This window comes from Streptomyces sp. NPDC085900, from assembly GCF_044540925.1.
GTDB classification, from domain to species: Bacteria; Actinomycetota; Actinomycetes; order Streptomycetales; family Streptomycetaceae; genus Streptomyces; species Streptomyces gilvifuscus.
In genome coordinates, this window is record NZ_JBITSP010000005.1 from 176,446 (window position 1) to 195,227 (window position 18,782).

The following is an 18,782-nucleotide window of genomic DNA, read 5'->3' on the forward strand; positions in this document are numbered from 1 at the left end:
CGCTCGTCGACGCGTCCCCCGCCCCCGCTGAGTCGCCCACCCTCGCGCGCCTCCCAGCGCTTCGGCTCCAGGGCGTAGCTCCCCGAAGGAATGGTCGGACCGGCCATGTGGCGCAAGGGCAGCTCCGCGCGCGAATTACTTCGGCGGAGTGAGACTACGTTCGCCATGACGGGTTACCCAGGCGCCGCGGTGACCGCCTGCGGACCAGACCCACCCTGGCGTTGAACGAGGGATTGCGATGGCGACGCATACCACTGAACCGGTCTCTCCCACTCCGGCGGCCGCGGGACGCCTGAGCCGAGGGAAAGTGATCGTCTCCTGGCTGACCACGACCGACCACAAGAAGATCGGGCACCTGTACCTGATCACATCGTTCTGCTTCTTCCTGGTCGGCGGCGTGCTGGCGATGGCCATCAGGGCGGAACTGGCCCGGCCGGGCCTGCAGTTCCTGTCCACCGAGCAGTACAACCAGGCGTTCACCATGCACGGCACGATCATGCTGCTGCTGTTCGCCACCCCGACCTTCGCCGGCTTCGCCAACGCGATCATGCCTCTGCAGATCGGTTCGCCGGACGTGGCCTTCCCCCGGCTGAACATGTTGTCCTACTGGCTGTTCCTGCTCGGCGGACTGATCGTCCTGAGCAGCTTCCTCACCCCGCAGGGCGCCGCCGACTACGGCTGGACCGCCTATACACCACTGAGCGGCCCCATTCGCAGCGGCTACATCGGCGCCGACCTGTGGATCATGGGCCTGGCGCTGGCCGGCTTCGGCACCATCCTCGGCGCGGTCAACTTCATCACCACCATCATCTGCCTGCGTGCGCCGGGCATGACCATGTTCCGCATGCCGATCTTCGTGTGGAACGTGCTGCTGACCTCCGTCCTGGTGCTGTTCGCCTTCCCCGTCCTGGCAGCGGCCCTGTTGGCGCTGGAGGCGGACCGAAAGTTCGGCTCACATGTCTTCGACGCCCAGTACGGCGGGGCGCTGCTGTGGCAGCACCTGTTCTGGTTCTTCGGCCACCCCGAGGTCTACATCCTCGCCCTGCCGTTCTTCGGCGTGATCACCGAGATCATCCCGGTCTTCGCCCGCAAGCCGATCTTCGGTTATGTGGGCCTGGTCGGCGCGACGATCGCCATCTCAGGCCTGTCGGTCACCGTGTGGGCGCACCACATGTTCGCCACCGGGGCTGTACTGCTGCCGTTCTTCTCCTTCATGACCTACCTGATCGCGGTGCCCACGGGCGTGAAGTTCTTCAACTGGATCGGCACCATGTTCAAAGGCTCGCTGTCCTTCGAACCACCCATGCTGTGGGCGGCGGGCTTCCTGGTCACGTTCCTCTTCGGCGGCCTGACCGGCGTCATCCTCGGCTCTCCGCCGCTGGACTGGCACGTCACCGACACCTACTTCGTGGTGGCGCACTTCCACTACGTGCTGTTCGGGACCATCGTCTTCGCGATGTTCGGCGGATTCAGCTTCTGGTGGCCGAAGATGACCGGGAAGATGCTCGACCACCGTCTGGAGAAGATCCACTTCTGGACGCTGTTCGTCGGCTTCCACACCACCTTCCTCGTCCAGCACTGGCTGGGGGCGGAGGGCATGCCCCGCCGCTACGCCGACTACCTTGCCGCCGACGGCTTCACCACCCTCAACACCATCTCCTCCATCGGGGCTTTCCTGCTGGGCCTGTCCACCCTGCCCTTCCTCTACAACGTCTGGAAGACCACCAAGTACGGCAAGCGGATCGAGGTCGACGACCCCTGGGGCTACGGCCGCTCACTGGAGTGGGCGACCTCCTGCCCACCTCCGCGCCACAACTTCACCGCCCTGCCCCGCATCCGTTCCGAATCCCCCGCCTTCGACCTCCACCATCCCGAGGTCGCGGCACTCGACCAGCGCGAGCACGCCGGCAGACGAGACGCCCTCGATGCCGCGGGGCACGAGAGCGACCGGACGTGAACGAGGGGTACGGGGCGCGGTCCGGCCGTGGAGGTCGACGCCAAGCGGTACACCCGGTGCACCGCCGGCGAGACCTGCCTACTTACTGACAGCGAAACGCATCAGGGCGTGCTCATCACCCTGCTTGATCTTGCCCGTTGTGTTGATCACTTCGAGCTTCCAACTGCCACCGACGCGCACCGCCTTGGCCACCGCGCAGCCGTTGTCCTGGGTGAGCAGGCTCGGCCAGATGTCGGCGACCTGCTGGGAACTGCCTCCGGTGGCGTCGTAGACCTTGAAGCTGACGTTGCGCGCCTTCTGGAAAGAGCTGCCCTTCTTGTAGGCGGCGGCCACGAACACGATCGACGTGATGTTGGGCGGGATCCGCGCGAACTCGACGGTCACCTTCTCGTCGTCACCGTCGCCGTGCCCGGTCTGGTTGTCGCCGCTGTGGACCAGCGAGCCGTTGCCCATCGGGTCGAGCGAGTCCAGCCCCGCTAGGCGCACCGGGTCTCCGCCCTGCATGGCGATGGCGATCAGGTCCAGATCGGTGCCGCTCTTGCGGCGCAGCTTGCCCAGCACTCCGCCGCTGCTGCCGGCCGTCGGATCCCAGGAAACGCCGATGGACAGGTGAGTCACTCCGTCGAGGTCGGCCGGACCGTCTTCCTTGGTGAGCGTGATCATGTGTGCGCATCCTTTGTTGATGGAACTACAACACGCAGAGTGTGCCTGGCGCCCTTTTGGTTCCACATGACGGGTCCGCTCCCACCGACGACCCGGACACCCTCGAAGCCCGGCGACGAACGGTCACTCGTGCCCGAGGCAGGGGTGATGACCGAGGCCGCGGCTCAGGCAGCCGCTTATGGCGCCTAGGGCGCTCACACACTCGGATGCGGCGCTCGTCGCCCGGCTGGAGCGTCCCAACCACAGCCGGGCGACGTTCAGGGCACCACTCACTGATTCCCTTGCCTGTGATTCGGAGCGCGTCCACGCCCGGATTGGTCCCTGTGCAGAGCAGATCAGCAGAAGCGGTGCTTGGTGCATCCCGGTTCTCTGCCGACAATTCGACCATCATCGAAAGCTTTGTGGTGCGTCGGCTCTGCGACGGAAGCTGACAAGGCCAGTTGACAGTCACAAGGGGGAAACATGAGATTCCATCGGCCTGCCCTGATCTCCACGGCCATGGCCGCCCTGGCCCTGGGGGCCGCCACGGCCCTGGCGGCGCCGGCCTCGGCCGCGCCCAACACCACGCCGCAGAAAGTCTGCGGAAGCGCCTACAAGACCGTGAACTCCGCTGCCGTCGGCTCGCTGGGCACCGTCTACCTGACGTACAACGCCTCCAACGGCAAGAACTGCGTCGCGACCATCCGCAACAACCCGGGCACCGCCGTGGACATGTCCACCTGGATCTACGTGCCCGACACCGACCAGGGCGCCAACGACTTCGGGCAGTACACGTCGTACGCGGGACCGGCGTACGTGTACGGCAAGGGCCACTGCATCGACTGGGGCGGCAGCATCTCCAACGTGACCGTACAGGTGACGGGCTCCAACTGCGCCTCCCTCAAGGAGCACCGGGTCACCTCCACCCACTGACCCGCCCAACTCCGGCCTCACAACGGTCAACTGACCGTTCTCTCCGCGTTCGGTGGCACGGCCTGCTTCGAACGCAGTCCTGGATCGGTTGACTTGGTCGGCGACGGCGCACAAGGGCAGGGCACAGGGCCTCTTGACAGCTCGCGGTTGCCAACACCTGCGAGGGTCAAGAGGCCTTGTCGTCTGCCGACAGGTCTGATGCACGCGGCGGTGCGGAGTGCGGGGCAGGTCTGACGACAGCGCGAGCACGAACCGGCGAACACGGCGATGAGCGACGACGAAGCCTCTGCGAGCCAGATCGCCTGAAGGCCGATCAAGCCGGACGGGGCGCTGTGGGTCCTGTGGCCGGGCGCTTGGAGTGCCCGTCAGCGGAGCACCAGGAGGCGGCGGGACACGAAACGGGACGTCGCCCAGCTCTCGGCCGGTGAGGGGCGCCAGCCCCAGGCCAGCAGTGCTCGGTACGACTCCATGTCGCCGCGGTCCACCAGGGTGACGCCGACGGCGCCGGTGTGGCCGGCGAGCAGCCGTTTCTGCAGGCGCCGGGCGAGGTTCCAGTCGCGGGCCTGGTCCTGGGTGCGCACCCGGCGCTCGACGAGGATGTCGGCGATCGCGAAGAGCCCGTCGACGTTGGCGACGTCGAGCAGGTCTTGCGGGAGGTATCCGTCGAGGTCCCGCCACCAGGACCCGCCGCGGTGCACGGGGAAGCCGTAGGCACATGCCGTGAGGTCCCTCTCACCAGAGGAGCCCACGGCCTCCGCGACGAGCAGTTCGAACCCTGGCCGCCGTACATGGTCGGCAAGCCGTTGCCGGAAGGCGGTCCACCGGTCCTGGCCCGACGGGTCCACGTTGACCCGCTCCCGCGGAGCGCACGACGAGGTGCGTTCGTACAACTCGTCGAGTTCCCACATCCGGTCGTCGACCTGGCGCCTGGTGAGCGGCCGGACGAATTCGCCCTCCTCCGGCGGCGCTCCCCGCCGACGCGGGTGCGGCACCGACTCCTCGGAAGAAATCCGATGTCGGCCCAGCGGACTGGGACGGCTGGTCACCGGGTGGCCCGGCGTGTGCACGGTCATGGGCGAACCTTGCTCCGCAACCGGACAGGGTCCGGCTCGGCGTCGTCGTTCACCGAGAACGGTGCAGCGCCTGGGGCCGGCACACGAGGAACCCTCGGTGCCTTCGAGCCTACGCCCCCATGTCCAGCGCGGGTCCGAGAGCACGAGAACGCGCCAGTGGAAGGCCGGCCGGGACGCGGCGCCGTCGTCGGGCGGATGAATCCGGCCCGTACGGGCATGCACTGGACGACGCCGTCGACGAACTGGACTGCGGTGGCCTGTCGAGGCCTTTTCGGGGCATCCGCGTCACAGCGGCGGCCGGAGCGGGTCGAAACGAGGGGCTGGCGCCCTACGACCGAGCACGGCAGGAAAGGAACCACCACCGTGACCATGGATGCCTGCGGGCCCTCGGCCCCGGACGCAACGACGGCCCGGGGACCGGCCGCCTTCGTCTGCGGCTGCGCCGCGCCGGGACCGGCCTCGCGCGCGGTGACCACCGACGCAGCGGTCGAGGAGTCGGCAGCGCCGTACAACCCGCACATCCGCCCGCGCCCCGGCGCCGTACCGCATCGTGAGTCCCATGTCCGCTGACCCCTTCCCCGGCGAGACCCGCCCCGCCGTCCGTCCCGTGCCCCGGCCCCGGCCGCATGCCGCCTGGTGGCCGGCGCTGCGGCGCACGCCGGTGTCGTTGTGGAACGACGACATCTCGGACTTCGCGGCGGCCCTGACGTACTACGCGATCCTCGCGGTGCTGCCGGCCCTGCTGGTGGCGGTCCTGGCGTTCGGCCTGATCAGTCCGGGTACGGCACGGGAGTTCGTGACGCAGGTCACCGCCTACGCGCCCGCCGAGTCGGCGGTGGCGCTGCACGCCGCCCTGTCCCGGATGCTGGGCGTGGACGGGGGCGCGTGGCCGCTGCTGGTGGTCGGCACCGTGAGTGCGCTCTGGTCGGCCTCCAGCTACCTCGCCGTCTTCCGTCGAGCGCTGCACCGTATGCACCGGATCGAGGACAGCCGTTCGCCGCTGCGCCGGGCCCACCGCATCGTGCTCACCGCGTTCGGGCTGCTCGTCCTGTTGCTGACCGGTTCCCTCGCCCTGCTGCTGACGGGACCTCTCGCCGAGGATCTGGGCCGGGTTTTCGGCCTGGGCGCCACGGCGGCATGGGGCTGGAGCGTGCTGCGCTGGCCGCTGCTGCTGTGTCTGGTGGCGCTGCTGGTCATCGTGGTCTTCCACACGGGTCCGGTCGCGGCACGCCGACGCGCGTACAGTCTGCCCGGCGGTGTCCTTGCCGCCTTGCTGTGGCTGGCCAGTTCGACCGGATTCGCGCTGTACGCCTCCACCCTGAGCACCTACAGCAGGCTGTACGGCTCCCTTGCCGGGGCCGTCGTCTTCCTGATCTGGCTGTGGCTGTCCAACCTCGCGCTGCTCGGCGGCGCGCAGTTCACCGCCGAGCTGAGCAAGGAGGCCTCCGGCCGCCTCGGCACCGGGCTCGGCCCGGACGGCAGGCCATCCGCCTGAGCCGTGAGCGGCTGGGTTCGGGCGGCCGGGGACGCGGGTCACTTCACGAACCCGATTACAGAGGCGGTCAGTTCACTGCGGAGGCCTCCGTGGAGTCGGCGTCCTGGGTGGCGGCCCACGAGGCGAGCAGACGTAGGCCCTCCTCGGAGGGGGAGCCCGGTTCGGCGGTGTAGATCGTGAGGGTGAGACCGGGTTCGGCGGCCATCTCCAGCCCTTCGTAGGCGAGGGTGAGGTCGCCGACGGCGTGGTGGTGGAAGCGTTTGGTGCCGGTGCCGTGGTGGCGGACGTCGTGGGCGCCCCAGCGGGTGCGGAAGTCGTCGCTGCGGGTGGACAGTTCACCGACGAGGTCGTGGAGGTCCTTGTCGTGGGCGTTGCGGCCGGCTTCGGTGCGCAGGATGGCGACGGAGATGTCGGCCGCCCAGTCCCAGTCGGGGTAGAAGCGGCGGGAGGCGGGGTCGAGGAAGTTGAAGCGGGCCAGGTTCGCCTGGTTGTGGGGGGTGGCGTAGACGTCGGCGTAGAAGGCGCGGGCGAGTCGGTTGGTGGCGAGGATGTCCATACGGCCGTTGCGGACGAAGGCCGGACCGGCGGTGACGGCGTCCAGGACCCATTGCAGGCTGCGGTGGGCCTTCCACTGCGCGGAGCGGCGTCGCGGTCGGGTGAGGGTGTCGGAGCCGTCGGCCGCGTGGGCGAGGTTGAGGAGGTGGGCGCGTTCGGCGTCGTCGAGCCGGAGGGCCCGGGCGAGGGCTTCCAGGACGGCCGGGGAGGCTCCGGCGAGGTTGCCGCGCTCGAGTTTGGAGTAGTACTCCACGCTCATGTCCGCCAGGGCCGCGACCTCGCTGCGGCGCAGGCCCGGCACCCGGCGCCGGCTGCCCGAGGGCAGGCCTGCCTGCTCCGGGGTGATCTTCGCTCGCCGCGAGGTGAGGAACTCGCGGACCTCTGCTTGGTTGTCCACACATTCGACGGTACGTGCCGTGCGGGACCGTAGGGATGTACTGGCAGTACACCCTTCGACGGTGCCTCGCTACGCGTACCGGAAGCGGGTTACCTGGATGACGTGGCACTCTTCGTCCGGCCGCGAGCCGGCGGGCGGGACGCCACCTGGCTCTGCACCCGGCGACGGACGTCTCCCCTGGTACGTCGCCCCGGCACGCGAAGGATTCCCCCATGCGCGGCGCAATGATCTACGCCCCCCGTGACATCCGCTTCGAGACCCTGGACGACCCCAAGATCCTCGCTCCGACCGACGCGGTCATCCGTACGGCCGTAACCTGCGTGTGCGGCTCGGACCTGTGGCCCTACCGTGGCCTGGAGCCGACCGACGAGCCGCACCCGATGGGCCACGAGTACGTCGGCTTCGTCGAGGAGGTCGGAAGCGAGGTCACGGCGGTCAAGCCGGGCCAGTTCGTCATCGGTTCCTTCGCCACCTCCGACAACACCTGCGCCAACTGCCGCAACGGCTTCCAGTCCAACTGTCTGCACCGCGAGTTCATGTCGACCTGCCAGGCCGACTACGTCCGCATCCCCAACGCCCAGGGCACTTTGGTCGCCACCGACCAGGTCCCGGGCGAGGATCTCTGGCCGAGCCTGCTGGCCGTGTCCGACGTCATGGGCACCGGCTGGTGGGCCGCGGACGCCGCCGAGGTCAGGCCCGGATCGACCGCCGTGGTCGTCGGGGACGGCGCGGTCGGCCTGTGCGCGGTGATCGCCGCCAAGGAGATGGGCGCGGAGCGGATCATCGCCATGTCGCGGCACGAGACGCGGCAGAAGCTGGCCCGCGAGTTCGGCGCCACCGACATCGTCATCGAGCGGGGCGCCGAGGGTGTCGCCCGGATTCGCGAGCTGACCGGCGGGATCGGCGCGGACAGCGTGCTGGAGTGCGTCGGCACCGAGGAGGCCATGCACCAGGCCCTGCGCTGCGCCCGGCCGGGCGGCAACGTGGGCTTCGTCGGCGTCCCCCACGGCGTCGCCGTGGACGGACAGGAGCTGTTCTTCTCCCACGTCGGCCTGCGCGGTGGCCCGGCCCCCGTGCGTCGCTACCTGCCCGACCTCGTCGACCGCGTCCTGTCCGGTGCGATCACGCCGGGGAAGGTCTTCGACCTCACGCTGCCGCTCGACCAGGTCGCCGAGGGCTACGCGGCGATGGACGAACGCCGGGCCATCAAGACCCTCCTCAAGCCCTGACCGGCGAGCAGCGCCGGGCGACCCGACCACCCGTGCACCCCGCCACCTGGCCCCCGTACACACGGAAAGAAGTCCTCCATGCCCCACCCCGCCGCGGCCGCGTCGGGCAAGCTGCCCTTTGTCGTGTGGGTGCTGGCCGGCGGCACCTTCCTGATGGGCACCACCGAGTTCGTCATCGCCGGCATCCTCCCGGACATCGCCCCCGACCTCGGCGCCTCCGTCTCGCACACCGGACTGCTGGTCACCGCCTTCGCCGTCGGCATGATCGTCGGCGGGCCGGTGATGGCCCTGGCCACCTTGCGCCTCCCGCAGCGCCTCACTCTCGTACTCGCGCTGACGGTCTTCGCCGCGGGCCACGTCGTCGCGGCTCTCACCAGCTCCTTCACCGTCGTCATGGCCGCCCGGTTCGTCACCGCGCTGGCCACCGGCGCGTTCTGGGCCGTCGGCTTCGTCATCGCCACCGCCGCGGCGGGTCCCGCCGACGCCACCAGGGCGGTGAGCGTCCTGATGGGAGGCCTGACCCTGGCCAACGTCATCGGCGTCCCGGCCGGCTCACTGGCGGGCCACATCACCGGCTGGCGCGGACTGTTCTGGACCCTGGCCGCGCTCGCCGCGCTCGCCGCCGCCACGATCGGACGCTTCCTCCCCCGAACGGAGCAGCGCGCCGGGGTTTCGGTGCGCGGCGAGATCCGGGCACTGCGCCAGGGCCGGCTGTGGCTGGCGCTGACCGCCGCCGTTCTGATCATGGGTGGTGTGCTGGCCGCCTACACGTACATCACCCCGTTGCTGACCGAGCGGGCCGGCATCCCGGCCGGGGCCGTGCCGCTGGTCCTGCTCGCCTTCGGCGCCGGGGCGCTGGGCGGCACGGTCGTCGGCGGCCGGTTCGGCGACCGCCGTCCCATGGGCACGACGATCCCGGCCGCCGCGGCGACCGCGCTGGTCCTGATCGCGCTGATCCCGCTGTCCACCACCCCGGCGGCGGCCGTCGTCCTGATCTTTCTCATGGCCCTCACCGGCTTCACGATCAACCCGGTCGTCACCGCCCTCGCGGTCCGTTTCGCCGGTGACGCGCCCACCCTCACCTCGGCGCTGACCACGTCCGCCTACAACACCGGCATCGCCGCCGGATCCGCGCTCGCCGGACAGGCCCTCGCCTCCTCCCTCGGCGTGACCGGTCCCGCCCTGGTCGGCGCCGTCTTCAGCGGGCTGACCCTGCTGCCGCTGATCGCCCTGGCCGTGACGGCCAAGAGCGACGTGACCCGAACCGTCGCCCGGAGCGCCGGCGAAGCCCAGATGCCGGCACCGCGGCAGGACGCCGCAACGACCGGCACGGCGCTGGCCTCGGCCCATCCTCGGCATCGTCCGTGAACCCCACGTGCTGGCTCATCGGCAACGCCGCGAGCCCCGCCATCCGCCTCAACAAGACCCGCCACCGTCTCAAGAAGATCGCGGACGAACGCGACTCCTCCTGATCCCGCCCCCGTACGGCCCGACACCACCACACCACAAGGAAGATCAACATGGAGCACGTCACCTCGACCCCCACCGCCAAGGCACCGGCCGAGCGGTTCACCGGGGACGTCTACCTCAACATGATCGCAACCCCGAGCGAACCCGCCCGACTGACCGCTGCCCTGGTCCGCTTCACTCCGGGCGCCCGCACCAACTGGCACAGGCACGCCAACGGCCAGACCCTCTACGTCACCGACGGCACCGGACTGGTCGGCACCCGCGACGGCAACGTCGTGCGGGTCAGCGCGGGCCACACGATCAAGTGCCCGGCGGGCGAGGAGCACTGGCACGGCGCCACCGACACCACGCTGATGGCGCACATCGCCATGGTCGTCGGCAACGCCGACGGCGACGGCACCACGTGGCTGGAGCCCGTCACCGACGAGCAGTACGCCGACGCCGTGAACGGCAGCCGCTGACCCGCAGAACACGGCAGGGATCGCCGATGCCGTGAGCATCGAGCGGCACCGGCGCCCCGCATGCGAGCCGGCCTCTCAGACCGCACGCTGGTGCCATGACCAGCACGCAGCCCATCGTGATCTACCCGCCCGCCGAAGACGGAGGCCGGCGGGTACGGATGGGCGAGCGGTTCGTCGGGATGGCGTACGGGCTGCTGGACATCGTGGAGTTCCTGCGCCTCGCGGGCCTGGAGAGCACCGACGAGACGTGGGTACGGCAGTCGGATGCGGTCGAGTGGCGGGGCGGCGGGCCCGACATGTGGGAGCACTGAGCCTCGCACGCCCACCGTCGAGGCCCGCAGGTCCGCTCCACAGGGCCTTCCGTCCCGCACCACGGGGCATTGTCAGTGGTGGCAGGCAGGATGACCGGCATGACAACACCTGCAGCAGTGATCACGGATGCCGCCGCCTACGCCCAGGCCGTCGAAGACGCGGTGAAGGCCGCCGGGGCCTACTACGCGGGCGGGACGTCGGCACTGGACGACGACGCCTACGACCGTCTGGTGCGCGGCATCGCCGCGTGGGAGGCCGACCATCCCGAGCAGGTGCTGCCCGACTCGCCGACGGGGAAGGTCGCCGGCGGCGCGGTGGAGGGCGATGTCCCGCACACGGTGGCGATGCTGAGTCTGGACAACGTGTTCTCGCCGGAGGAGTTCACCGCCTGGACGGCCTCGCTCGCCCGGCGCATCGGCCACGACGTCGAGCGGTTCAGTGTCGAGCCGAAGCTGGACGGTCTCGCGGTCGCCGCCCGCTACACGCACGGACGCCTGAGACAGCTGATCACCCGCGGCGACGGGACGGCCGGTGAGGACGTCTCGCACGCGATCGGCACCATCGAGGGGCTGCCGGACGAACTCGCCGAGCCGGTCACCGTCGAGGTGCGCGGCGAAGTCCTCATGACGACCGCCCAGTTCGAGCACGCCAACGAGACGCGTACCTCGCACGGCGGGCAGCCGTTCGCCAATCCGCGCGGCGCGTCCGCCGGCACCCTGCGCGCCAAGGAGCGCGCCTACACCGTGCCGATGACGTTCTTCGGCTACGGCCTGCTGCCCCTGCCCGACACCGAGACCGAGCTCGCCGCGCGACTGGGCGAACTCGCGCACAGCGAGTTGATGGACCGGGCAGCTACGTACGGGATCAACACCACCGCCACCACCGCGGTGCCCGGCATCACCGCCGACACCGTCGAGCGGGTGCTGGCACGGCTGCAGGAGATCGCCGCGCTGCGGGCCGAGCTGCCGTTCGGGATCGACGGGATCGTCATCAAGGCCGACCTGGCCGCTGACCAGCAGGCGGCGGGATCGGGTTCGCGGGCTCCGCGCTGGGCCATCGCCTACAAGCTGCCGGCGGTCGAGAAGATCACCCGGCTGCTGGAGGTGGAGTGGAACGTCGGACGTACCGGCATCATCGCCCCGCGTGCCGTCTTGGAACCGGTCGAGATCGACGGCGCCACCATCACCTACGCCACCCTCCACAACCCGGCCGACATCACCCGCCGCGACCTGCGGCTGGGCGACCAGGTCATGGTGCACCGGGCCGGCGACGTCATCCCCCGCATCGAGGCTCCCGTCGCCCACCTGCGCACCGGCGACGAACAGCCCATCGTCTTCCCGGAGGTGTGCCCGCGCTGCGGGTCCGGGATCGACACCAGCGAGCAGCGCTGGCGCTGCGAGAACGGACGCAACTGCCACCTGGTGGCCGCCCTGTCCTACGCGGCCGGCCGCGACCAGCTCGACATCGAAGGCCTCGGCCACACCCGGGTCGTCCAGCTGGTCGACGCCGGTCTCGTCACCGACCTCGCCGACCTGTTCGCCCTCACCCGCGAGCAGTTGCTGGGCCTGGAGCGGATGGGCGAGACCAGCACCGACAACCTCCTGGCCGCGATCGGCGCGGCCAAGGACCAGCCGCTGTCCCGGGTGCTGTGCGCGCTCGGCGTCCGCGGCACCGGCCGCTCCATGTCCCGCCGTATCGCGAGGCACTTCGCCACCATGGACGACATCCGCGCCGCGGACGCCGAGGCGATGCAGCAGGTGGAGGGCATCGGCACCGAGAAGGCACCGTCGATCGTCGCCGAACTCGCCGACCTCGCCCCGCTCATCGACAAACTCGCCGCCGCCGGGGTGAACATGACCGAACCCGGCGCCACTCCCCCGTCGACCGCCGCCTCGACCGGGGACGCGGGCGCCGAAGGGGAGGCCGAGGGTGCGGCCGGTGGACCGCTGGCCGGGATGACGGTGGTGGTCACCGGCGCGATGACCGGCGTACTGGAGAAGCTCAGCCGCAATCAGATGAACGAGCTGATCGAACGGGCCGGCGGCCGCTCCTCCTCCAGCGTCTCCAAGAAGACCACTCTGGTCGTCGCCGGGGAGGGTGCGGGATCGAAGCGGGCCAAGGCCGAGACTCTGGGTGTCCGACTGGCCACCCCGGACGAGTTCGCCGCCCTGGTCGCCGAGTTCATCGGGTGACCCCTCCCCGGCGGGTGTGCCTCAGATCACTCCGTCAGGAGTGAGGGGCCGGGAACAGTCCGGGGTGGTCGACCGTTCAAATAAGCGTGGCTGCGGAGGGGACAGTGTCCCCGGGCCTCACCTTCCGCCCATGGGGACGATCGTTCGGCTGAAGCCCCATGGAGCATCCCGCCGAGAGGCGACCGCCCTCCGCACGCCACCGCTAGCGGCCCCGGCTGGTCTCCCCCGTCCAGCCGGGGCCTTTCTCGCTTCCAGGGCCTGCTCCCCTGGTGCGCTCACCGAGTTGGGAGCCGCCCCCCACGACGGTGACCGTCGCCTCCGTCCGTACGCCGAGACCGGAGCCGGGGGTCGACAGCGCGGCGCCGGTCAACAACCCCGACACCAGCAGGGCTGCCAGTGCGGCACCGGCAGCCTCCCTGTCACGCATTCAGCTCGCCTGCCCCGGGACCTGCTTGTCGGCGTCGACGAACGCCCGCTGGGTGATCGCGCTGGTGAACGTGACCGTACCGACCTTGAACGGACTGCCAGCCACGGCCTTGACCACGACGGTGCGCTCACCGAGGAACTGCAAGGTCTTCCTGTCGAAGATCCACTCGGTGCGCTCGCCGGCGGTGTCGTTCTGCCGGGCGATCGCGATCCCGTGCCGGCCGGTGGCGTCGACCGCGTCGTCCACCGCCACGACGCCGGGGATCTTGGCCGCGGCCTTGTAGAGGGCGGCGCTGACCGCAGCGGGCGGGTAGCTCTCGGTCAGCAGATCGCCGATGGCGACGAACGCGGCCTGGTCGCGCGGGACTTCGGGGTCCCTGCTGGCGTCCGATTCCCGGTAGATCCGCCGCAGCAGCGCTTGGGGGTCGGTGGGCAGCTTGGCCAGGGCGTTGTACGCCCCGCTCAGCGGGACGTCGCTGGAGAGGGTGATGCCCTGGTCGCTCGTCTGACCGGCCTCGATCAGCCAGCCGTCCTTGCCGTCGAGGGAGTTCCACACCTGGCGGGAGTGCAGCTCGTCGCTGACCACCGTGGTCCTGTCGCCGACCGTACGGGGGTGGGTGCTGGCCACCTTTGAGGCGATGTAGACGTACTGGCCCGTGCGCGGCGTGGGCGTCGAGGTGTCGGCGGCGGCCAGGGAGATGCGGTCGAGGAGCCGGGGGGCGCCCTTGGCGTCGGCGACTCCGACCTGGGTGGTCAGTGCGGGCCCGGTGCCGAGGGTGGTCTTGTCGCCGTTCGCGTCGCCACCGGTGAGGGCGAGGCCGCCGACGACCGCGCCGGCCAGGGCGAGGGCCGCGGCGGGCACCAGGATCGTGCGACGCAGGAACGGGTTGGGCCGCTTCGGGGGCACTGCCGGGGAGGTGCGGAGGTCTTCGTGGATCCGGGCCATCATCTGCTCCTTGTGGAACTGGTGGCGGCCCGCCGGCAGATCCCGCTCGGCGGAGGGCAGCAGGCTCTGCGTCTCCGTCCACTCAGCCGGGTGCGGCTGGTGGGAGGGGCTGGCGTTCATCGGTTTCCTTCCTGTGCGGACCGGACCGCGTATCCGCGATCACCTGTTGTCTGCCGGTTCGTGGGGGTGGGTTCCCGTTTCTCTCTGACGAGTTGAGCGTCGGCGAGTCTGCGCAGCTTGCCGCGGGCGCGCGAGAGGCGGGAGCGGACGGTGCCGACGGGGATGTCGAGGACGCGGGCCGCCTCGGTGTACTCCATCCCCTCGCACAGGCACAGCGTCAGGACCTCGCGTTCGGGACGCTTGAGCAGACTCAGGGCGGCCACCGTGGCGGCGATCCTGCGCCGGTCGTCCAGGCGTCCGGCGGTCTCCTCGGCATGGTCCTCGACCTGCTCCTCGGCGGCATTCGCGGCGGCCGCGGCGCTTGCCGCGTTGCGGTAGCGGCGATTGCTGCGGTACTGGGAGCGGGCGACGTTGGTGGCGATGCCCAGCAGCCACGGCCGCAGGGAGCCCCCTTCGGCCTCGACCGAGGCGCGGCGCCGCCATGCCTCCATGAAGGTGGCCGACATGACGTCCTCGGCGGCGGACCAGTCGGCGGTCAACCGGAAGGCGTGGTTGTACACCGATCGGGCGCACTCGTCGAAGAGTTCCGCGAAGGCATCTGGATCTCCGTTTCGTACCCGCGTTCGCATATCTGTGATCACGCTTTGAACTGACGGATCGTGCGGACGAGTTCCCGTGAGCTATGTCACAGAGGTCGCACAAGTACCCGACCGTCGACGACGGGCCACGACGGACGAACCGGAGGTGCGCCTGCATCAGCCATCCGACCAATTCGTCAACTGGCCATCGTTCCCGCCCCATTGACAGGGCATCACACCTCCTCAATCATCAGACATCCGATGAATTGGGAGCCGCCATGAGTACTCCTCCAAGACGTCAGGTTCTGGGCGCGGCAGCAGGCATCACCACCGCCGCCGTCCTTCCCCTCAGCACCGCCACACCCGCGCACGCGGCGCAACCGGTCGACCGGCGCACGGGGCCGTGGGCTTCGGTCCCCGACCCCGTGCCCGTCCCGCTCGACGCCCTCTACGACAACGACGGCATCGACACCGCCTCCGCACGCGGCGGCGACTTCGACGGTTCGGGCTACACCTTCCCCGGCGAGGAACTCGCGGCGGGCCCCGTAGAGGTCGACGGAATCCCCTTCGTCTTCCCCTCCTCGGGGGCCGGCGCCAAGAACAACGTCGTCGCCCTAGGTCAGCGAATCGAGCTGCCCAAGGGCCGCTACCTGTCGGCGCATTTCCTCACCGCGGGCAGCTACGGAAACGCCTCCGGCACGGCCACCGTGCACTACGCGGACGGATCGACCACGACGGCGAGCCTCGGTGGGGCCGACTGGTACTCGGCGGGCGGCTCACTCTCGGCGTCGTACCGTTACACCCCGGACGGCGCCAAGGACACGCACAGCGTCGGCATCGGCACGGCGGAGGTGTGGATCGACCCGCAGCGGGAGGCGATCGCGCTCACCCTGCCGGTCACCAACTCGCCGCAGCCGAACAAGGCTTCCCTGCACGTGTTCGCTCTCTCCCTGCAACCCGTCGCCCAGGGACGGGCGTTGGCCCTGCGCAACGCGCACTCCACGAACTCCCTGATGGACAGCACGGGCGCGCAGAGCGTCGAGGCGACCGTCGTCAACGCGGGCACGGTCCCGATCCTGGCCGAGGACGGGGTGTCCGTGGCCATCGAGGTGCCCGGGGCCCGCACCGTGGAACCGGCCCGGGTGCGGCGCCTCTCCTCCGGCGAACAGGCCCGTGTGCGCGTCGGCATCCGCAACCGTCGGGGGGTGGTTCCCGGGACCGTTCAGGACGGGTCGGTGACCGTCACCGGCCGCGGTGCCCGCGCCACCTCCCAGCGGAGCAGGCTGAAGCTCGGCGTGGCCGACTACCTGCCCACCGAGGTCTCCCTCTCCGGCCATCAGGCGCCGTACTGGTTCCAGGACGCCAAGTTCGGCATCTTCATCCACTGGGGCGTGTACTCGGTGCCCGCCTGGTCACCGGTGGGCAAGCAGTACGCCGAGTGGTACTGGAACCACATGCAGGACCCGGCCAACGCGGTGTACGCCTACCATCGGCAGACCTACGGGGAGGACTTCGCCTACGACGACTTCATCCCGCGCTTCACCGCCGAGAAGTTCGACCCGCGCGCCTGGGTGGAGCTGTTCCGCGACGCCGGCGCGCAGTACCACGTCCTGACCTCCAAGCACCACGAGGGATTCGCGCTCTGGGACACCAAGGTCTCGGACCGCAACGCCGTGAAGATGGGCCCGAGACGGGACCTGGTCAAGGAACTGTTCGACGCCTCCCGCCGCTACGCACCCGAGTTGCACCGAGGGCTCTACTTCTCGATGCCGGAGTGGTTCAACCCCGACAACCCCTGGATGGGCCACGCCCCGCGCAACCCGTACACCCTCCAGCCGGTTCCGTACACCGGGTACACCGCCGGCAAGGACTTCGTCCGGGACTACCAGGCCCCGCAGATGCTGGAGTTGGTCCACGGCTACGATCCCGAACTCATCTGGTGCGACATCGGCGGCGCGAACGACAGCCTCCATGTGCTCGCCGAGTACTTCAACCACGCCAAGAACCGGGGCCGCCCGATCGACGTCACGGTCGACGACCGCTCGGGCATCGCCTTCCACGACTTCACCACGCCCGAGTACACGACGTACGAGAACACGGTCGTCGCCAAGTGGGAGTCGAGCCGCGGCCTGGACCCCTTCAGCTACGGCTACAACCAGGCGACCCCGGACGACGCCTACATGACGGCCGAGGAAGTGGTGCGCAGTCTCGTCGACATCGTCTCCAAGAACGGCAATTTCCTGCTGGACATCGGTCCGCGCGCCGACGGCACCATCCCGGAGATCATGCAGACCCGGCTGCGGGAGACGGGCCGGTGGCTGCGCACCAACGGCGAGGCGATCTACGACACGACGTACTGGTCCCGCATGGCCCAACTCGGCGACGATCTGCGGTTCACCGTCCGCCCGGACGACGCCTTCTACGTCCATTCACTCGCCGAGCCGGGTGCCAAGCTCCGCGTCGAGGCGCCGGTACCCGTCCGCGGCGGCGACAAGATCACCCTCCTCGGCCACGACCGGCCGCTGTCGTGGACCACGAGCAAGGGCGCCCTGCTGATCGACGTGCCCGAAGCCGCGCGCAAGGCGGGCCGGTACGTATGGGTCTTCAAGGTGGACTGGCGCCCCTGACCCCTACGACCACGTCCCGCCCGCCATACGGCGAACCGACCCGCTCCACGAACGTGCTGTGCGCTTGTGTGTCGCGAGAGCCCCGGGAGGCTGCTTCTCCTCCCGGGGCTCTCGCACTGCGACGGGCCACAGGCCCGGGTTTCTCGGCTCGCGTCACCAATAGTGGCGTCGGCCGGCGACCGCGTGGCCCGTGGAACCCATGATCCAAAGGACGGCGCCGACCACGGTCAGGATGAGGCCGAGGGTCCACAGGATCGAGACGCCGGTGAGGAAGCCGATGACCAGCAGGATGATGCCGATGGCGAGCATGCCGTACCTCCCGAAGTTGCCTGACGTGTCTTCTCCCGAATGCCCCCAAGTGGCGACTTCACCCCTGGCCGTCCGTCAGGGCGATACGAACGCTGATGCACTTGCCGGCCGTCACCTGCCGGGCCTCGAAGCCCACTGCCAGGGCTTTCACGATCTCCAGGCCGTGCTGGCCCACCCGGTCGGCGTCAGCGGTCCGGGCCTCCGGCAGCCCCGGGTGGGAATCCCACACCTGGACCTCCACCGCCTCGCCGGTGATCCTCAGCACCATCATGACCGGGCCGGGTGCGTACTTGTAGGCGTTGGTGACCAACTCGCTCACCACCAGCTGGACCACTTCCCCCGCGCGCGCGGAGACCGCCACGGCGTGCCCGGCCTGGCGGTTGAGAAAGTCCGCGGCCAGATGTCGGGCCCGGGCGATACACGTTCCGTCACCGTCCAGCGCGACGCTCGTCTCCGGCCCCTGCTCCGACGCCGTGGTCTTCCCCTTCCTCACAGCGAGATCCATGACCGCTGTCTTCAACGCCGCTGATCCTGCGCAGAATCGCGAGTCGTCCCGCTGCTACCGATGGCTGCGCCACGCACACGTGTCACACGTATCCTTCACACAGCAGCTCGGGCCAACGCTTCAGTGTGCCAGTTCCAACGTCTTGTTCGAGGGAGAAATGACCGACGTCGACCCCACTGGGCGCCCCGGCCGGCTGTCGGCCACCCCCACCGTCATCGACGGCATCCATGTGATCACTCTCGTGGGAGAGATCGACCGCGACACCGCCCAGGTGCTGCGCCAGGCCCTGCCGCGGCCGGATGCCCCTCGCCTGCGCGTCGTGGTCGACCTCGAACACGTCACGTTCCTGGACTCCACGGGCATCAACATCTTCATCTCCACCCACAACACCCTTGCCGAGGAGGGCGGTTGGCTGCGGCTGGCCGCACCCACCGCCTCCGTGCTCCGCGTCCTGCAGATCGTCGGCATCGACACCGTCATCGACTGCTGCCCGACCCTGCACCAGGCCCTGACGACCTGACGCGTGCCCCGAGTCCGGTCGGCCCTGCCACCGCC

At 69.8% G+C, this 18,782-nt stretch carries 19 protein-coding genes; 11 read left to right on the forward strand and 8 right to left on the reverse strand.

Annotated features, from left to right (window positions below; genetic code table 11):
* Positions 1–238: 238 nt before the first annotated feature.
* Positions 239–1,957, forward strand: coding sequence for a cytochrome c oxidase subunit I (ctaD, locus tag ACIGDI_RS19415; RefSeq protein ID WP_399898020.1), 1,719 nt, complete (start codon positions 239–241; stop codon positions 1,955–1,957).
* A gap of 78 nt (positions 1,958–2,035) precedes the next feature.
* On the opposite strand, the gene ACIGDI_RS19420 is transcribed toward ctaD, so the two are convergent.
* The gene (locus ACIGDI_RS19420) at positions 2,036–2,620 is read right to left on the reverse strand and encodes a TerD family protein (protein ID WP_200698475.1); all 585 of its coding nucleotides are present in this window, start codon (positions 2,618–2,620) and stop codon (positions 2,036–2,038) included.
* Between the two features lie 462 nt (positions 2,621–3,082).
* Here ACIGDI_RS19420 and ACIGDI_RS19425 point away from each other — a divergent pair, with 462 nt between their 5' ends.
* On the forward strand, positions 3,083–3,532 hold the full coding sequence (locus ACIGDI_RS19425; RefSeq protein ID WP_399898023.1) for a spore-associated protein: 450 nt from the start codon (positions 3,083–3,085) through the stop codon (positions 3,530–3,532).
* Between the two features lie 365 nt (positions 3,533–3,897).
* Here the strand turns inward: ACIGDI_RS19425 and ACIGDI_RS19430 are convergent, their stop codons facing one another.
* On the reverse strand, positions 3,898–4,605 hold the full coding sequence (locus ACIGDI_RS19430) for a hypothetical protein (RefSeq protein WP_399898025.1): 708 nt from the start codon (positions 4,603–4,605) through the stop codon (positions 3,898–3,900).
* A 363-nt stretch (positions 4,606–4,968) separates the two neighbouring features.
* On the opposite strand from ACIGDI_RS19430, the gene ACIGDI_RS19435 reads away from it, so the two are divergent.
* Together ACIGDI_RS19435 and ACIGDI_RS19440 are read left to right on the forward strand one after the other, a co-directional pair.
* The gene (locus tag ACIGDI_RS19435; RefSeq protein WP_399898027.1) at positions 4,969–5,175 is read left to right on the forward strand and encodes a hypothetical protein; all 207 of its coding nucleotides are present in this window, start codon (positions 4,969–4,971) and stop codon (positions 5,173–5,175) included.
* Entirely contained in the window at positions 5,165–6,100 is a 936-nt protein-coding gene (locus tag ACIGDI_RS19440) for a YihY/virulence factor BrkB family protein (RefSeq protein ID WP_399898029.1), read from the forward strand. Before ACIGDI_RS19435 ends, ACIGDI_RS19440 begins: the two co-directional genes overlap by 11 nt.
* A gap of 67 nt (positions 6,101–6,167) precedes the next feature.
* Here the strand turns inward: ACIGDI_RS19440 and ACIGDI_RS19445 are convergent, their stop codons facing one another.
* Complete coding sequence (locus tag ACIGDI_RS19445) at positions 6,168–7,052, reverse strand: helix-turn-helix transcriptional regulator (RefSeq protein WP_399898031.1); 885 nt, start codon at positions 7,050–7,052, stop codon at positions 6,168–6,170.
* Positions 7,053–7,264: 212 nt separating this feature from the next.
* Between ACIGDI_RS19445 and ACIGDI_RS19450 the strand changes: the two genes are divergently transcribed.
* From ACIGDI_RS19450 to ligA, 5 genes are all read left to right on the forward strand, one after another.
* The gene (locus ACIGDI_RS19450) at positions 7,265–8,281 is read left to right on the forward strand and encodes a zinc-dependent alcohol dehydrogenase family protein (RefSeq protein WP_399898033.1); all 1,017 of its coding nucleotides are present in this window, start codon (positions 7,265–7,267) and stop codon (positions 8,279–8,281) included.
* Between the two features lie 78 nt (positions 8,282–8,359).
* Positions 8,360–9,649, forward strand: coding sequence for an MFS transporter (locus tag ACIGDI_RS19455; RefSeq protein ID WP_399898035.1), 1,290 nt, complete (start codon positions 8,360–8,362; stop codon positions 9,647–9,649).
* 152 nt (positions 9,650–9,801) lie between these two features.
* Complete coding sequence (locus ACIGDI_RS19460; RefSeq protein ID WP_399898037.1) at positions 9,802–10,212, forward strand: cupin domain-containing protein; 411 nt, start codon at positions 9,802–9,804, stop codon at positions 10,210–10,212.
* Between the two features lie 95 nt (positions 10,213–10,307).
* A complete protein-coding gene (locus tag ACIGDI_RS19465) occupies positions 10,308–10,523 on the forward strand; it encodes a hypothetical protein (protein ID WP_200698486.1) in 216 nt (71 codons plus the stop codon).
* Positions 10,524–10,622: 99 nt separating this feature from the next.
* Complete coding sequence (gene ligA / locus ACIGDI_RS19470) at positions 10,623–12,716, forward strand: NAD-dependent DNA ligase LigA (RefSeq protein WP_399898039.1); 2,094 nt, start codon at positions 10,623–10,625, stop codon at positions 12,714–12,716.
* 202 nt (positions 12,717–12,918) lie between these two features.
* On the opposite strand, the gene ACIGDI_RS19475 is transcribed toward ligA, so the two are convergent.
* Genes ACIGDI_RS19475 through ACIGDI_RS19485 form a run of 3 tightly spaced genes read right to left on the reverse strand, consistent with a single transcriptional unit; the run spans position 12,919 to position 14,837 of the window.
* Entirely contained in the window at positions 12,919–13,143 is a 225-nt protein-coding gene (locus ACIGDI_RS19475; RefSeq protein ID WP_399898041.1) for a hypothetical protein, read from the reverse strand.
* Complete coding sequence (locus ACIGDI_RS19480) at positions 13,144–14,208, reverse strand: CU044_5270 family protein (RefSeq protein ID WP_399898043.1); 1,065 nt, start codon at positions 14,206–14,208, stop codon at positions 13,144–13,146.
* A complete protein-coding gene (locus ACIGDI_RS19485) occupies positions 14,205–14,837 on the reverse strand; it encodes an RNA polymerase sigma factor (RefSeq protein WP_399898045.1) in 633 nt (210 codons plus the stop codon). The genes ACIGDI_RS19480 and ACIGDI_RS19485 overlap by 4 nt, the downstream gene beginning before the upstream one ends.
* 227 nt (positions 14,838–15,064) lie before the next feature.
* On the opposite strand from ACIGDI_RS19485, the gene ACIGDI_RS19490 reads away from it, so the two are divergent.
* On the forward strand, positions 15,065–17,413 hold the full coding sequence (locus ACIGDI_RS19490) for an alpha-L-fucosidase (protein ID WP_399898047.1): 2,349 nt from the start codon (positions 15,065–15,067) through the stop codon (positions 17,411–17,413).
* Between the two features lie 153 nt (positions 17,414–17,566).
* Here ACIGDI_RS19490 and ACIGDI_RS19495 read toward each other — a convergent pair whose 3' ends face one another.
* Both ACIGDI_RS19495 and ACIGDI_RS19500 read right to left on the reverse strand, forming a co-directional pair.
* Positions 17,567–17,722, reverse strand: a complete 156-nt coding sequence (locus tag ACIGDI_RS19495) for a DUF6131 family protein (protein ID WP_142146189.1) — start codon at positions 17,720–17,722, stop codon at positions 17,567–17,569.
* Between the two features lie 58 nt (positions 17,723–17,780).
* Positions 17,781–18,227 (reverse strand): ATP-binding protein, encoded by a 447-nt coding sequence (locus ACIGDI_RS19500; protein ID WP_399898049.1) that lies wholly within the window; start codon positions 18,225–18,227, stop codon positions 17,781–17,783.
* A gap of 157 nt (positions 18,228–18,384) precedes the next feature.
* On the opposite strand from ACIGDI_RS19500, the gene ACIGDI_RS19505 reads away from it, so the two are divergent.
* Entirely contained in the window at positions 18,385–18,747 is a 363-nt protein-coding gene (locus ACIGDI_RS19505) for an STAS domain-containing protein (protein WP_399898051.1), read from the forward strand.
* The last annotated feature ends 35 nt before the right edge of the window (positions 18,748–18,782 follow it).

Bases quoted from the DNA above. Each gene is read 5' to 3' on its own strand.
- ctaD (WP_399898020.1), top strand. From the start codon at position 239: ATGGCGACGCATACCACTGAACCGGTCTCTCCCACTCCGGCGGCCGCG.
- ACIGDI_RS19420 (WP_200698475.1), bottom strand. From the start codon at position 2,620: ATGATCACGCTCACCAAGGAAGACGGTCCGGCCGACCTCGACGGAGTG.
- ACIGDI_RS19425 (WP_399898023.1), top strand. From the start codon at position 3,083: ATGAGATTCCATCGGCCTGCCCTGATCTCCACGGCCATGGCCGCCCTG.
- ACIGDI_RS19430 (WP_399898025.1), bottom strand. From the start codon at position 4,605: ATGACCGTGCACACGCCGGGCCACCCGGTGACCAGCCGTCCCAGTCCG.
- ACIGDI_RS19440 (WP_399898029.1), top strand. From the start codon at position 5,165: ATGTCCGCTGACCCCTTCCCCGGCGAGACCCGCCCCGCCGTCCGTCCC.
- ACIGDI_RS19450 (WP_399898033.1), top strand. From the start codon at position 7,265: ATGCGCGGCGCAATGATCTACGCCCCCCGTGACATCCGCTTCGAGACC.
- ACIGDI_RS19455 (WP_399898035.1), top strand. From the start codon at position 8,360: ATGCCCCACCCCGCCGCGGCCGCGTCGGGCAAGCTGCCCTTTGTCGTG.
- ACIGDI_RS19460 (WP_399898037.1), top strand. From the start codon at position 9,802: ATGGAGCACGTCACCTCGACCCCCACCGCCAAGGCACCGGCCGAGCGG.
- ACIGDI_RS19465 (WP_200698486.1), top strand. From the start codon at position 10,308: ATGACCAGCACGCAGCCCATCGTGATCTACCCGCCCGCCGAAGACGGA.
- ligA (WP_399898039.1), top strand. From the start codon at position 10,623: ATGACAACACCTGCAGCAGTGATCACGGATGCCGCCGCCTACGCCCAG.
- ACIGDI_RS19475 (WP_399898041.1), bottom strand. From the start codon at position 13,143: ATGCGTGACAGGGAGGCTGCCGGTGCCGCACTGGCAGCCCTGCTGGTG.
- ACIGDI_RS19480 (WP_399898043.1), bottom strand. From the start codon at position 14,208: ATGAACGCCAGCCCCTCCCACCAGCCGCACCCGGCTGAGTGGACGGAG.
- ACIGDI_RS19485 (WP_399898045.1), bottom strand. From the start codon at position 14,837: ATGCGAACGCGGGTACGAAACGGAGATCCAGATGCCTTCGCGGAACTC.
- ACIGDI_RS19490 (WP_399898047.1), top strand. From the start codon at position 15,065: ATGAGTACTCCTCCAAGACGTCAGGTTCTGGGCGCGGCAGCAGGCATC.
- ACIGDI_RS19495 (WP_142146189.1), bottom strand. From the start codon at position 17,722: ATGCTCGCCATCGGCATCATCCTGCTGGTCATCGGCTTCCTCACCGGC.
- ACIGDI_RS19500 (WP_399898049.1), bottom strand. From the start codon at position 18,227: ATGGATCTCGCTGTGAGGAAGGGGAAGACCACGGCGTCGGAGCAGGGG.
- ACIGDI_RS19505 (WP_399898051.1), top strand. From the start codon at position 18,385: ATGACCGACGTCGACCCCACTGGGCGCCCCGGCCGGCTGTCGGCCACC.